Below are 14,302 nucleotides of genomic sequence, written 5' to 3'. Positions count from 1 at the left end.
GGACGTTTAATTTGAAAACTAGCGATTTTAATTTTGATTTACCAGAAGAGTTAATAGCTCAAGTTCCTCTTCAAAAAAGAGACGAATCAAGACTTATGCTACTAAATAAAGAAACAGGAGATGTAGAGCATAAAGTTTTTAAAAATATGATAGATTATTTAAATGAAGGGGATTGCCTAGTACTTAATAATACAAGGGTTCTTCCAGCAAGACTTATAGGAGAAAAATTAGAGACTAAAGGTAAAATTGAATTTTTACTTTTAAAGAGAATAGAATTAGATACATGGCAGGTTCTTGTAAAACCTGGTAAAAGAGCAAAAATAGGAACTAAATTTTCATTTGGAGACAAGCTTATAGCTACAGTTATGGATATAGCAGAAGAGGGATCTAGAATAGTTAAGTTTGAATATGATGGAGTATTTGAAGAAATTTTAGATGAACTTGGAAGTATGCCACTTCCCCCTTATATAACAGAAAAATTAGAGGATAGAGAAAGATATCAAACGGTTTATTCAAAACATGATGGGTCAGCAGCAGCACCTACGGCAGGACTTCATTTTACAGAGGAATTACTACAAAAGATAAAAGATAAAGGTGTGGAAATTGCATATGTAACTTTACACGTAGGACTTGGAACATTTAGACCTGTAAAAGTTGACAATGTACTAGACCATAAAATGCACAGTGAATTTTATATGATAGATAAAGAACAAGCTGATAAAATAAACAAATGCAAGCAAAATGGAGGAAGAGTAATACCGGTTGGGACTACTAGCTGTAGAACACTTGAATCTGTTGCAAATGAAAATGGATTATTGCAAGAACAAAGTGGATGGACAGAGATATTTATATACCCAGGATATGAATTTAAAATAGTAGATGCTCTTATAACTAATTTTCATCTTCCAGAATCAACTCTTATAATGCTTGTTGGTGCTTTAACAGGAAAAGAAAATATATTAAATGCATACAAAGTAGCTGTAGAGGAGAAATATAGATTCTTTAGCTTTGGAGATGCAATGTTCGTGAAATAATGATTTGAGGTGATACAGTGGATAAAAAGTCAGTAAAGAGAAGAGTGTTAAAAGTTAGCCATGTTTTTGAGATTATATTAGCCTTGATAATATTAGTAAAAGTATTGTTAGGTGCTATAGATTTATCTAGGGTTATATGGATTTCTTATGTAAGTAATCCACTAAATCATGTTGCTTACTATGAAGTTGAAGCAATACTTGGATATGCTCTTTTGCTAGTTATAGGGGTGGAACTTGTTATAATGCTTACTCTACACACTCCTGAGAGCGTAATAGATGTTTTGTTATATGCTATAGCTAGAAAGCTGTTGTTGATACCAAAGGATAAAGGGATGATAGAAGCTTTCATAGGAATATGTACTATAGCTGGATTGTTTGCTATTAAAAAGTATTTATTTGAAGACCGTGAAAAGCATTCAATTGTAGATAAAAGTATAACAGAACAAGATGAAAAGTTAAATTCTTAAATTGCTTATATATAGTTAATCTATATAGGGTGTAAGGTGGGAAAATAAATCAAGGATATGCAATTTAGATTTAATTCATATATGTGATAGAAAATAGAACGAAGGGAAGGTATCAAATGTCAGCAATAAGATACGAACACATAAAAACGTGTAAGCAAAGTGGAGCGAGACTAGGAAGAATACATACTCCACACGGTATAATTGAGACTCCTATATTCATGCCTGTTGGAACTCAAGCAACAGTAAAGTCTATGACTCCAGAGGAATTAAAGGAAATCAATTCACAAATTATATTGAGTAACACATATCATCTTTATATGAGACCGGGACATGATCTTGTAAAAGAAGCTGGAGGGCTTCATAAATTTATGAATTGGGACAGACCTATACTTACTGATAGTGGTGGATTCCAGGTATTTAGTTTAGGACCACTTAGAAAAATAACAGAAGAAGGTGTAGAATTTAGATCTCACATAGATGGTTCTAAGCACTTTTTAAGCCCAGAAAAAGTTATGGAAATAGAAAATGCTTTAGGTGCGGATATAATGATGGCATTTGATGAATGTGCTCCGTATCCTGCAAGTAGAGATTATGTTAAGAACTCTTTAGAAAGAACAACAAGATGGGCTAAAAGATGTAAAGAAGCTCATAAGAATACAGAAAACCAAGGATTATTTGGAATAGTTCAAGGTGGTATGTATAAGGATTTAAGAGAACAGTCAGCAAAAGAAATAATGGAGCTTGATTTTCCTGGATATGCAGTAGGAGGATTAAGTGTAGGAGAGCCTAAAGAATTAATGTATGAGGTGTTAGAATATACAACTCCTCTTTTACCAGAGGATAAGCCGAGATATTTAATGGGAGTTGGAAGCCCGGATGCATTAATAGAAGGAGCTATAAGAGGTATAGATATGTTTGATTGTGTACTTCCTACTAGAATAGCTAGAAATGGTACAGCTATGACTAGCCAAGGAAAAGTTGTAGTTAGAAATGCAAAATATGCTAGAGATTTTACACCGATTGACCCTGAATGTGATTGTTATGCTTGTAAAAACTACACAAAAGCTTATATAAGACATCTTGTTAAAGCAAATGAAATACTAGCTTCAAGACTTATAACTACTCATAACCTACATTTCTTACTTAAATTAATGGAAAATGTAAGACAGGCTATAAGAGAAGATAGATTATTAGACTTTAGAGAAGAATTCTTCACTAAATACGGATACGAATTATAAAGTTAAACTTAATTTAGAATTCTTAGCTTTGGGATAAAAAAAGGAATTCAAATATCTTATATTGAATTTTAATATATAGAAAAAAGGAGGAGTTAAGATGCCAGCAAATTTAGCAAACATAATAATGCCTATTGGTTTTATAGCAATATTTTATTTCTTGCTTATAAGACCTCAGCAAAAAAAAGATAAACAATTAAAAGAAATGAGATCAAGTCTTAAAGTTGGAGATGAAGTTGTTACAATCGGAGGACTTGTTGGAAAAATATTTAGTGTGACAGAAGAAATAGTTACAGTTGAAGTTGGAGGAGACAGAACAAAACTTCATGTTGAAAAATGGGCTATAGGAAAAGTTAAAAATAAGTAATTTAAAGACCTTCTTGCGAATATAATTTTATAAAAAGCAAGGAGGTGTTCTTTTTGAAAAAAGCTACATATTTATTAAAAGCTCTAGGTTATTCATATTTAATTACTATTATATTTGTTCTTATTTATAACCTAGTTTTAACCTATACTTCTGTGTCCGCTTCTACGATACCACTTATGACATCTATTATAGTAACTTTAAGTATTGCGTGTGCAGGCTTTTATATGGGGTATAAGAACGGATCAAATGGATTTTTATACGGTATATTAGCTGGGGCATTATATGTATTATTCATGATAATTATGTATTTTTTAGCTAAAGAAGATTTGAAATTTGAAATGAATATGTTATATAAAATGCTTCTTAATATATTATCTGGTGGAATAGGTGGAATTATAGGAGTAAATATGAAAAAAAATTGATTTATGGGAAATTTGTGATATAATCAATAAGGAATATTTTTAATAGGAGGTAATACTTATGAAGCACGTAAAAACACTTTCAAAAGCAACTTTAAAGAAAAGTGCTGAAAAGGGTGGATGTGGAGAATGTCAAACTTCATGCCAATCAGCTTGTAAAACTTCTTGTACAGTAGCTAATCAAGAATGTGAAAGATAATTATACATATTTTAGCAGCATAACTTCTTTTGAAGGTATGCTGCTTTTTCCTTTTAGTAATTAATGAACATTTTAGCAAATGTTGATTAATTACTAAAAGTTTGGTATTATGAAAGATAGGAATTTTACTTAGGAGGTTCATATAGATGGGTATGATACATAAATTTTCGTTAAACGATATCAATATAGCTTTAGATGTAAATAGTGGTGCAGTTCACATTTTAGATAATGAAGCATATGATGTTTTGGATTATTATAAGGACAAGAATATAGATGAGATAACTGATATTCTGAAAAACAAATATTCAAAAGAGCAGATAGTTGAAGCATACAATGAAATGAAAACTTTAGAAAAAGAAGGACTTTTATATTCTAATGATGAATATGAATATCATCCAAGTTTTGTAAATAGAAAGCCTGTTGTTAAAGCATTATGTTTACATATGGCTCATGATTGTAATCTAAAGTGTAAATACTGTTTCGCATCTCAAGGAGATTTTGGTGGAGAAAGAAAGCTTATGAGCTATGAAGTGGGTAAAAAATCATTAGATTATCTACTTGAAAACTCAGGGAATAAAAGAAATTTAGAAGTAGACTTCTTTGGTGGAGAGCCTTTGATGAACTGGGAAGTAGTAAAAAAACTTGTTGAGTATGGAAATAATGAAGCTGAGAAAAAAGGTAAGGTATTTAGATTTACTATTACTACTAATGGTGTTTTATTAGATGATGAAAAAATAGAATACATTAACAAACATATGCACAATGTAGTATTAAGTCTTGATGGAAGAAAAGAAGTAAACGATGAAATGAGACTTACTATAAATGATAAAGGTAGTTATGATATGATAGTTCCTAAGTTTAAAAAACTAATAGATAGTAGAGCTAAGGATAAATATTATTATGTTAGGGGAACATTTACTAGAAAGAACTTAGATTTCTCAAAAGATGTGCTTCATTTTGCAGATTTAGGATTTGATTTAACTTCTGTTGAACCAGTAGTAGATAGTGACCATAATCCGTATGCATTAAAAGAAGAAGATCTTCCACAAATATTTGAAGAATATGAAAAATTAGCAGTAGAATATGCTAATAGAAAAATAAAAGGCGACAATTTCACATTCTTCCACTATATGATAGATTTAGAGCAAGGACCTTGTGTTATTAAAAGACTTTCTGGTTGCGGAGCAGGATGTGAATATATGGCTATAACACCAGAAGGTGATTTATATCCTTGTCATCAGTTTGTTGGAAACGAAGACTTTAAACTTGGTAATATATTAGATGAAAACTTAAGTATACCTAGGGATATACAACTTGAATTTCAAAATGCAAATGTATATTCTAAAGAAGAATGTAGAAACTGTTGGAATAAGTTTTATTGTTCAGGAGGATGTCATGCTAATGCATATAACTTTAACGATGACATATTAAAGCCTTATGAATTAGGATGTGAGATGCAAAGAAAGCGTACAGAATGTGCTATTATGGTTAAAGCTAAAATTATGTTGGAGGGAAGCAAAGATGATTAAGGAGTATGATGGGGAAAAACCTGAAATTCCTCATAGTTGTTTCATAGCTGAAAGTGCAGATGTTATAGGAAATGTAAAAATGGGAAAGAATACAAATGTATGGTATAATTGCGTATTAAGAGGCGACGAAAATGAGATAATAATAGGTGAGAATACTAATATACAAGATGGTACTGTAGTCCATATAAGTAAAGAAAATAGAACTGAAATAGGAAACTATGTTACAATTGGACATAAAGCAACTATACACGCTTGTAAAATAGGTAATTATAGTTTAATGGGTATGGGAGCTATAATATTAGATGGAGCTGAAATAGGAGACTATACATTAATTGGAGCAGGAAGTTTAGTTCCTCCTAATAAAAAAATTCCATCAGGTGTACTTGCTTATGGAAATCCTATTAAGGTTATAAGAGAATTGACTCAAGAAGAAAGAAATTCGTTAGAAAAATCTGCAATAGACTATGTAGAATATGCTAAAAAGCACAAATAGGTTGGGGGTACATTTATGAAACTTAAAAATTTATCAAAGTTTATTGGTTTGTTTATTATTATTGTATTTTTTGCTTATGCGGCAATAAGCGGAGTTAACATAGGTAAATTTAATATTGATCCTATGAAAAATTCAATAAAACAAGGATTGGATCTACAAGGTGGGGTATTCGTAGTTTATGAAGCCCAAACTGATGCAACGGGAGAAGAACTTAACAAAATTCTTGACCAAACTATAGAGGTATTTAGAAAACGTATAGATGGTATGGGCGTTTCTGAACCTGTTATAGTTAAAGAAGGAGAAAAAAGAATAAGAATAGAACTTCCGGGTGTTAAAAATGCCAAAGATGCAATGGATGCTATAGGAAAAACAGCACAACTTAAATTTTTAAAAGAAGATGGAACTGTAGTTGTAACTGGTAAAGAAGTTAAAACTTCAGAGGTTAAGTTTGATTCAAGAACTAATGAGCCTATAGTTTCATTAGAATTTAATAGTGAAGGTGCTAAGAAGTTTGCAGATGCAACTAGAGAACTTGCACCTACACACTCGCCTATATTTATAGTTCTTGATGAAAAAGTTATATCATCTCCAGGGGTTAATCAAGAAATTCCTGATGGACAAGCTACAATAAGTGGTAACTTTACAGTTGAGAGTGCATCAGAACTGTCTAACTTAATAAGAGCAGGAGCACTTCCTGTAGAATTTAAAGAAGTTCAAACATCAACTGTTACTGCAAGTCTTGGAGTAAATGCACTTAATAAGAGTGTGACTGGAGCTGCAGTGGGTATACTTTTAGTAATGCTTTATATGTTATTTTACTATAGAGTACCAGGATTAGTTGCTGATATAGCTCTTACAGCTTATATTCTGATAATTATGTATATATATGCACAAATGCAAGTAACTCTTACTCTTCCAGGAATAGCGGCGCTTATATTATCTGTAGGTATGGCAGTTGATGCGAATGTAATAATATTTGAAAGAATAAAAGAAGAACTTAAAAATGGAAAATCGCTTAGAGCATCTATAGATTCTGGATTTGCAAAGGCAATTGGAACTATAATGGATTCTAACATAACAACATTTATAGCGGGTATAGTATTGTTTCAATTTGGAACAGGATCTATAAGAGGATTTGCACTTACTTTAATGATAGGTATAATAGCATCTTTCTTTACAGCTATAGTTATTACAAAAACATTAATGAAATCATTAGTCCATGCTAACATAGTAAAAAACAAGAAATTTTTTGGAGCTTAGGGGGGAATAATATGAAAATAATAGAAAGAACGAAGTTATGGTTTGGATTATCCCTTGCTATTATGGCTATAGGACTTGTAATAATACTTACAACTGGACTTAACTTTGGAATAGATTTTACAGGTGGAACATTAATGGAGATAAATCTTCATAAAACTGTTTCAACTCAGGAAATAAGAAATATAACTAATGAATACGACAAAGATATGACTATAAATTTTGTAGGAGCAGAAAAAGAAACAATTCAGATAAAGACAAAAAAAGACTTTGATTCGGATAAAAGACAAGAAGTATTTAATAAATTCAAAGAAAAATACAATTTAAAAGAAGAACAACCTGAAAAGGCTGAACAGTTTGGAGCTACAGTAGGTAAAGAAATAAGAAACAATGCGATTATATCAACTCTTATAGCTGCTGTTGGGATGCTTATATATGTAAGTTTTAGATTTGAATTTTCATATGGTATAGCGTCTATAATAGCACTTGTACATGATGTTATTATACTGATATGTGCATATGCGATATTTAGAGTACCTGTTAATAGTCCATTTGTTGCAGCTGTACTTACTGTTGTTGGATACTCTATAAATGATACAATAGTTGTATTTGATAGAATAAGAGAAAATATGAAGCATGCTAAGAGAAATGATTATGTAAATGTTGCAAATCAAAGTATATCTAGTACTATATCAAGATCTATTAATACTTCTGTTACTACATTAGTAGCTATAACATCGCTTTATGTAATAGGAGTGGATGCTATTAAAGATTTCACACTTCCTTTAATAGTTGGAATGGCAGCTGGAACATATTCATCTATATTTATAGCCAGTCCTACATGGGTGTTGATTAAGCAAAAGACTAAATTTTAGCATAAGATATTGATGTTAAGCCTCATATTATTTCAAAATAATATGAGGCTTTTAAAATTTACTTGCTAAGCAAAAAAATTATACTCATTGAAATAACACTATTTAGTAAATATTTTAATAAGAATAATTTTTAAGTTTAGAGCCTATACTTTGATTTAAGGAAAAATATTTTTAAAGATTAGTTGATGAGAGGTGCTCTTGTGATTAAAACAGGCTATAGAAACTTAAAAAGATCTAGAAATATAATGCAAATATTATTGAAGTATGGTTTTAGTTTTTTAGTTGAAAAATTGAAAATAGATGGCATTGCGTATAAAATGCCTCTAACGCCTAATAAAGAAATACAAAACATGAGGACTGGAGAACGAGTAAGAAGAGCTCTTGAAGAACTTGGACCTACGTTTGTGAAATTAGGACAAATAATGAGTACTAGAAACGATATACTAGATCCTGAGATAATAGAAGAAATATCAAAGCTTCAAAGTGATGTTAAAAGTTTTGATATAAGAGAAGCTAGAGAGACTTTTGTAAGTGAGATAGGACTTGAAATTGAAGACGTATTTGATGATTTCAATGAAATGCCTATTGGTGCAGCCTCTATAGGACAGGCGTATGTAGCTAAGCTAAAAGACGGTAAAGATGTAATAGTTAAAATACAAAGACCTAATATAGAAAATATTATAAAATCTGATTTAGAGATGCTTCAGCTAATGGGAAAGGTAATAGAAGAATATTATAAGGAAACCGTAGTTGATTTTGGTGAAGTTATAGAAGAATTTTCTGTCACTATAATGAGAGAACTTGACTATACATTTGAAGCTAGGAACTGTGAAAAGTTTAGAGAAATATTCAAGAATGACAGCAAGGTATATATTCCTAAAGTATACTGGAATGTATCATCTAAAAAAGTTCTTGTAATGGAAAAAATCGATGGAATAAGTGTAAGTAATATAAATGATATAAAAAAAATAGGATGGGACACTAAGGAAATTGCTAATGTAGGAGCTATGTCATTTATGAAGCAGGTATTTTTTAATGGATTTTTTCATGCAGACCCGCATCCAGGTAATATATTTGCAATAGGAAAGGATAAAATAGCTTTTATAGACTTTGGAATAGTTGGGTTAATAGATAATATAACATTGAATTTTATAACGGATATATTAATTGCAAGTATAAATAAAGATGTAGATAAAATAATAGATTCTTTAATAGAACTTGATGCTATAGGTGAGGATACAAATGTAAGAAAATTTAGAGAAGAGATAAGCTTTTTTATACATTATTATTATGATATGCCTATTAAGATGATAAATATAACGGAAATATTAAATGAATTCATGCGATTTAGTAGAAAAAATAAGGTTAAGCTACCTTCTCAATTTTCACTTTTAGCAAGAGCTATAATAACTCTTGAAGGCACTGCTAAAAAATTGAATCCTGATTTTGCTTTATCTACAATAGTAAAGGAATTTATAAAGGAGTTTTATTTAAACAAATTTAAGGCGGATAAGGTTTTACTTAAATCAAGATCTTATATAGAACAAGCACTTACTGATTTTAAAGTTATACCAAGACAGATAAAACTTGTTTTGAAACATCTAGAAAAAAATCAAATTAAATTTACTATAGATGAAATTAAATTTACAAATCTAGAAAAAGAAATAAATAATATGACAAATAAATTAGCTGCAAGTCTTATATTATCATCAACAATAGTAGGATCATCTATGATTATAACTACGAAGACAGGACCTAGTATAAAAGGATATCCTATTTTAGGGATAGTTGGATTTTTAATAGCAACTGTAATGGGGATGTATTTGACAATATCTATATTAATGTCAGGTAGGAATAAACGATAGCTATATTTCCAAGGCAATAGATTATTAATACCATAGTTGGGTAAAATATTTAAAATAAGGACTCGTTGGCGACATGAGTCAGCGCGTAGCGACTAGACGAATTTTTTATAATGAATAGTAAATTATAATCCTTTTTTCATATACTAAGATGTTATATAATTTTCAACTTATCCGTAATAGTCATGAGGAAATTATATTTGCAACTATTTTTGAGCAACGGAGCCCGTTAGGGATCGTTGGCGACATGAGTCAGCGCGTAGCGACTAGACGAATTTTTTATTGATAAAATTGATTTTACAATATATAATATAATTGTTATTTGTGACTTTTTATATCGAGATTTGAATTAAATTCACTGTTGTACGTATATAAGTCGCAAAATTAAACTCGATTGTATGGAATATTATAACGAATAGGAAATTATAGTCCTTTTTAAATTGTGGATAAATATAATTTTTGTTATGAGTTTCAAAAAAGTCAACATTGAAAATATTCAAAAGGAAGACTTTTTTATAATTTTAGTTATAGATTAAATATCATTATATTGAGTATAAGAGATAGTTTTAGGGAGGAATAAATAATGAATTTAGAGGCAACAATAAGAAACATAAAAGATTTTCCAAAAGAAGGAATAGACTTCAAAGATATAACTACATTATTAAAGGATGGAAAAGCTTTTAAATGTGCTGTTGATCAGATAATAGAAGATTTAAAAGATAAAAATGTAGATGTAATAGTAGGACCTGAGGCTAGAGGATTTTTAATGGGAACACCTGTTGCTTACGGACTTGAAATAGGATTCGTTCCGGTTAGAAAACCTGGGAAGTTACCAGCTGAAACTGAAAAGTTTGAATATGATTTAGAGTACGGAACTGATGTACTTGAGATACATAAAGATGCTATAAAGCCAGGACAAAGAGTGGCTATAGTAGATGATCTTCTTGCAACTGGAGGAACTATGGGTGCTGCTGCAAAGCTTATTGAAAAATTAGGTGGAGAAGTAGTTGCTATGGAATTTTTAATAGAATTAGAGTTTTTAAATGGAAGAAAAAAAATAGACAATTATCATATTAACTCTTTAATAACATATTAATAAATCAAATAGTTGGTAGTGCTACCAACTATTTTCATATATAAAGTGAAACTTAATTCAGATGGGATTTTTACTCATTCTGGAGAAAATACATAAATTTAAAATAGGGTGGTCTTATGTTAGAAAATTTATTACTAAAAATACAGCAGTATAGCCCCAATAGCGATTTGGATTTAATAATAAAGGCTTATAATTTTGCAGAAAATGCTCATGAGGGTCAGTACAGAAGATCTGGTGAAAAATACTTTATACATCCTGTAGAAGTTGCTTATATATTGGCTGATTTAGAAATGGATATATATACAATAGCCGCAGGTCTTATGCACGATGTAGTTGAAGATACTCATTATACTTATGAGGATATTGCAAAAAGATTTGGAAGAGAAATAGCTGATCTAGTAGAGGGTGTAACTAAGCTTGGGCAAATAGAATACAAATCAAAAGAAGAAACTCAAGCGGAAAATCTTAGAAAAATGTTTATGGCTATGGCGAAGGATATAAGAGTTATACTTATAAAGCTTGCTGATAGACTACATAATATGAGAACTCTTAAATTTATGACTCCTGAAAAAGCTAAAGAAAAAGCAAAAGAAACTGTCGAAATATACGCACCTATTGCACATAGATTAGGAATATCGAAGATAAAATGGGAACTTGAAGATATAGGTCTTAGATATCTTGATATGCCGGGATATTATGAACTCGTTGAAAAGGTTGCAAAAAAGAGAAAAGAAAGAGAAGCTTATATAACTAAAGTAATAGATATATTAGAAGAACGATTTGAAAAGTCAAGTATAAAATGTGATATATACGGTAGACCTAAACATTTTTATAGTATATATAGAAAGATGCATTATCAGAACAAGAGTTTTGAAGAAATATATGACTTGATGGCTGTAAGGGCACTGGTTGAAAATGTGAAGGACTGTTATGCTGTTCTTGGAATAGTTCATACTATATGGAAACCTATGCCTGGCAGATTTAAAGACTATATAGCTATGCCAAAGCCTAATATGTATCAATCTCTTCATACTACAGTTGTAGGTCCTGATGGAGAACCTCTTGAAATTCAAATAAGAACTAGTGAGATGCATAAAATAGCTGAGTATGGTATTGCAGCACATTGGAAATACAAACAAGGTGATACAGAAAACAAAGAAGAGGATATGGATATAAAGCTTTCATGGCTTAGACAGATGATGGAATGGCAAAAGGATTTAAATGATCCTAAAGAGTTTATGGAAGCTCTTAAAATAGATTTATTTACGAATCAGGTATTCGTATTTACGCCAAAGGGAGATGTTATAGAACTTCCAGCAGGATCTACTTCTATAGATTTTGCATATAGGGTTCATACTGGTGTTGGTAACAAGTGTATTGGAGCAAAGATAGATGGAAGGATAGTTCCTCTTGATTATAAGCTTAAAAATGGAAATATAGTAGAAATTATAAGATCGGCTCATAGTAATGGTCCTAGCAGAGATTGGCTTAATATAGTTAAAACTTCTCATGCTAAAAATAGAATAAGACAATGGTTTAAAAAAGAAAGAAGAGAAGAGAATATCCAAAGAGGAAGGGAATTACTTGAAAAAGAAGTTAAAAGACAAGGATATGTTTTAGGTGAATTTTTGAAAAATAAAAACATAACTGCAATATCTAGAAAGTTTAATCAACCAAGTGAGGATGATTTGTATGCAACTATTGGGTATGGTGGACTTATAGTATCTCAAGTTATGTCAAAACTGAGAGAAGTATATGAAAAGGATAATCAAAAACAAATTGTTGAGAATAAGATTGAAGAGACTATAAATGAAAAAGAATATAAAAGCAAAAGAAAAACAAGTAGCCAAGGTGTTGTTGTAAAAGATGTCGACAATATATTAGTCAGAATAGCTAAATGCTGTAATCCTCTTCCAGGAGATGATATAATTGGATATATAACTAAGGGTAGAGGTGTTTCTATTCATAGAAAAGATTGTCCTAATATAGATGTAAATAATACTGAGACAGTGAATAGATCAATTGAGGTTGAATGGGACTTAAATAAAAAAGTAAGGTTCGAAGCTGAAATACAGGTTAAGTCGCATGATAGAAGAGGAATTATTACTGAAATAACTCATGTTTTTACAGTAGATAAAATAGCTTTGAATGGAATAAATGCTAGAACTAATAAGGACAAAATTGTCAACATGAGTTTGTTACTTGAAGTTGATAGTATAAAAGAACTTAATAATTTAATGAAAAAAGTTAAAAATATATCGGGTGTTATAGATGTATATAGAGTTATAAATTAATAGAGTTATAAATTAATAGAGTTATAAATTAATAGAGTTATAAATTAAAGGGAGGATGTTATTGTGAGAGCTGTTGTTCAAAGAGTTTCAAACTCAAGTGTTACAGTTGACCAAAATGTAGTTGGGAAAATAGATAAAGGGATTATGGTTTTGTTAGGAGTAAATGATGAGGATAAATCAAAAGATGTAGAGTATTTGGTTGATAAGATTGTAAATTTGAGAATATTTGAAGATGAAAATGAAAAGATGAATCTATCTTTATTAGATATAAAAGGAGATCTTTTAGTTGTATCTCAGTTTACTCTTTATGGAGATTGTAGAAAAGGGAGAAGACCTAATTTTACAGATGCTGCAAAGCCTGACATAGCGATACCTTTATATGAAGAATTTATAGATAAGGCTAAAAAGTATGGAATAAAAGTGGAAACAGGTAAGTTTGGGGCTCATATGAATGTAGATATTATGAATGATGGCCCTGTAACTCTTTTAATAGATTCAAAAAAGAATTTCTAAGGGGGTATTGTTTATGTTTTTAGAAAAAGTAGTGGCTGGGGTATACGGTGTAAATTGTTATATACTAGGTGATATTGAAACTAAAAAATGTGCAGTAATAGATCCAGGTGGAGCTTGTGATGAAATATTACATATTGTAAATAAAAATGGGTTCAACTTAGAGTATATAATACTTACTCATGGTCATGCAGATCATATAGGTGCAGTTGAAGAGATCAAAGAAAAAACTGGTGCTAATGTATTAGCTCATAAAGAAGAACAAATAGTATTAAGTAATAGTCAAAATAACTTAACTTATATGATGGGCGGAAGCATAGAAATTGAGGCAGATAGATATTTAAGTGATGGACAAACTGTAGAGTTAGGTAATCTTAAACTTCAAATAATACATACTCCAGGACATACGCCTGGAGGTATGTGTATAAAGGTAAATGATTCACTTTTTGCTGGAGATACATTATTTAGATCATCTATAGGAAGAACGGACTTATTTGGTGGAGACTATGATAAAATAATAGAATCTGTAAATAGGTTAGCTAAGTTAGATGATAATTTGAAAGTATTTCCAGGTCATGGACCTGCGAGTACTATAGGGACAGAGAAACTAAACAATCCATATATTAAGAGTTAAGAGTAGAGGAGAAAGGTTAAGGCGAGAATTT

Annotated in this window: 15 protein-coding genes; all 15 read left to right on the top strand. The window is 30.5% G+C overall.

Annotation, left to right across the window (positions count from 1 at the left end; translation table 11 throughout):
- The first annotated feature begins 11 nt into the window (after positions 1–11).
- The 15 genes from queA (at position 12) to P4S50_RS12760 (ending at position 14,271) form a co-directional block, all read left to right on the top strand.
- Positions 12–1,034 (top strand): tRNA preQ1(34) S-adenosylmethionine ribosyltransferase-isomerase QueA, encoded by a 1,023-nt coding sequence (gene queA, locus P4S50_RS12830; RefSeq protein WP_277731190.1) that lies wholly within the window; start codon positions 12–14, stop codon positions 1,032–1,034.
- A 17-nt stretch (positions 1,035–1,051) separates the two neighbouring features.
- Positions 1,052–1,501: a phosphate-starvation-inducible PsiE family protein gene (locus P4S50_RS12825; protein ID WP_277731189.1), complete on the top strand. Its 450-nt coding sequence runs from the start codon at positions 1,052–1,054 to the stop codon at positions 1,499–1,501.
- Between the two features lie 116 nt (positions 1,502–1,617).
- Positions 1,618–2,739 carry a tRNA guanosine(34) transglycosylase Tgt gene (tgt, locus tag P4S50_RS12820; protein WP_277731188.1) on the top strand — a complete coding sequence of 374 codons (1,122 nt, stop codon included), beginning with the start codon at positions 1,618–1,620 and terminating at the stop codon, positions 2,737–2,739.
- Between the two features lie 97 nt (positions 2,740–2,836).
- Positions 2,837–3,103 carry a preprotein translocase subunit YajC gene (gene yajC / locus P4S50_RS12815; RefSeq protein WP_277731187.1) on the top strand — a complete coding sequence of 89 codons (267 nt, stop codon included), beginning with the start codon at positions 2,837–2,839 and terminating at the stop codon, positions 3,101–3,103.
- A 53-nt stretch (positions 3,104–3,156) separates the two neighbouring features.
- Entirely contained in the window at positions 3,157–3,525 is a 369-nt protein-coding gene (locus tag P4S50_RS12810) for a TIGR04086 family membrane protein (protein ID WP_277731186.1), read from the top strand.
- Between the two features lie 58 nt (positions 3,526–3,583).
- On the top strand, positions 3,584–3,721 hold the full coding sequence (gene scfA, locus P4S50_RS12805; protein ID WP_072888016.1) for a six-cysteine ranthipeptide SCIFF: 138 nt from the start codon (positions 3,584–3,586) through the stop codon (positions 3,719–3,721).
- A gap of 146 nt (positions 3,722–3,867) precedes the next feature.
- Positions 3,868–5,250, top strand: coding sequence for a thioether cross-link-forming SCIFF peptide maturase (gene scfB, locus P4S50_RS12800; RefSeq protein ID WP_277731184.1), 1,383 nt, complete (start codon positions 3,868–3,870; stop codon positions 5,248–5,250).
- On the top strand, positions 5,243–5,743 hold the full coding sequence (locus tag P4S50_RS12795; RefSeq protein ID WP_277731183.1) for a gamma carbonic anhydrase family protein: 501 nt from the start codon (positions 5,243–5,245) through the stop codon (positions 5,741–5,743). Before scfB ends, P4S50_RS12795 begins: the two co-directional genes overlap by 8 nt.
- A gap of 15 nt (positions 5,744–5,758) precedes the next feature.
- On the top strand, positions 5,759–7,003 hold the full coding sequence (secD, locus tag P4S50_RS12790) for a protein translocase subunit SecD (RefSeq protein ID WP_277731182.1): 1,245 nt from the start codon (positions 5,759–5,761) through the stop codon (positions 7,001–7,003).
- 11 nt (positions 7,004–7,014) lie between these two features.
- On the top strand, positions 7,015–7,875 hold the full coding sequence (gene secF / locus P4S50_RS12785; RefSeq protein ID WP_277731181.1) for a protein translocase subunit SecF: 861 nt from the start codon (positions 7,015–7,017) through the stop codon (positions 7,873–7,875).
- Between the two features lie 200 nt (positions 7,876–8,075).
- Positions 8,076–9,740, top strand: a complete 1,665-nt coding sequence (locus tag P4S50_RS12780) for an ABC1 kinase family protein (RefSeq protein WP_277731180.1) — start codon at positions 8,076–8,078, stop codon at positions 9,738–9,740.
- A gap of 580 nt (positions 9,741–10,320) precedes the next feature.
- Complete coding sequence (locus P4S50_RS12775; protein WP_277731179.1) at positions 10,321–10,833, top strand: adenine phosphoribosyltransferase; 513 nt, start codon at positions 10,321–10,323, stop codon at positions 10,831–10,833.
- A 116-nt stretch (positions 10,834–10,949) separates the two neighbouring features.
- Entirely contained in the window at positions 10,950–13,127 is a 2,178-nt protein-coding gene (locus P4S50_RS12770) for a RelA/SpoT family protein (RefSeq protein ID WP_277731178.1), read from the top strand.
- Positions 13,128–13,190: 63 nt separating this feature from the next.
- On the top strand, positions 13,191–13,640 hold the full coding sequence (dtd, locus tag P4S50_RS12765; RefSeq protein WP_277731177.1) for a D-aminoacyl-tRNA deacylase: 450 nt from the start codon (positions 13,191–13,193) through the stop codon (positions 13,638–13,640).
- Positions 13,641–13,653: 13 nt separating this feature from the next.
- Positions 13,654–14,271 carry an MBL fold metallo-hydrolase gene (locus P4S50_RS12760; protein ID WP_277731176.1) on the top strand — a complete coding sequence of 206 codons (618 nt, stop codon included), beginning with the start codon at positions 13,654–13,656 and terminating at the stop codon, positions 14,269–14,271.
- Positions 14,272–14,302: the final 31 nt, after the last annotated feature.

The organism is Tepidibacter hydrothermalis (assembly GCF_029542625.1).
GTDB classification, from domain to species: domain Bacteria; phylum Bacillota; class Clostridia; order Peptostreptococcales; family Peptostreptococcaceae; genus Tepidibacter_A; species Tepidibacter_A hydrothermalis.
This window is presented reverse-complemented; position numbering and strand designations above follow the sequence as displayed.

Coding starts and splice junctions, on each gene's coding strand:
- tgt (WP_277731188.1), top strand. CDS start 1,618: ATGTCAGCAATAAGATACGAACACATAAAAACGTGTAAGCAAAGTGGA.
- scfB (WP_277731184.1), top strand. CDS start 3,868: ATGGGTATGATACATAAATTTTCGTTAAACGATATCAATATAGCTTTA.
- P4S50_RS12760 (WP_277731176.1), top strand. CDS start 13,654: ATGTTTTTAGAAAAAGTAGTGGCTGGGGTATACGGTGTAAATTGTTAT.
- P4S50_RS12770 (WP_277731178.1), top strand. CDS start 10,950: ATGTTAGAAAATTTATTACTAAAAATACAGCAGTATAGCCCCAATAGC.
- secF (WP_277731181.1), top strand. CDS start 7,015: ATGAAAATAATAGAAAGAACGAAGTTATGGTTTGGATTATCCCTTGCT.
- secD (WP_277731182.1), top strand. CDS start 5,759: ATGAAACTTAAAAATTTATCAAAGTTTATTGGTTTGTTTATTATTATT.
- P4S50_RS12775 (WP_277731179.1), top strand. CDS start 10,321: ATGAATTTAGAGGCAACAATAAGAAACATAAAAGATTTTCCAAAAGAA.
- scfA (WP_072888016.1), top strand. CDS start 3,584: ATGAAGCACGTAAAAACACTTTCAAAAGCAACTTTAAAGAAAAGTGCT.
- yajC (WP_277731187.1), top strand. CDS start 2,837: ATGCCAGCAAATTTAGCAAACATAATAATGCCTATTGGTTTTATAGCA.
- P4S50_RS12795 (WP_277731183.1), top strand. CDS start 5,243: ATGATTAAGGAGTATGATGGGGAAAAACCTGAAATTCCTCATAGTTGT.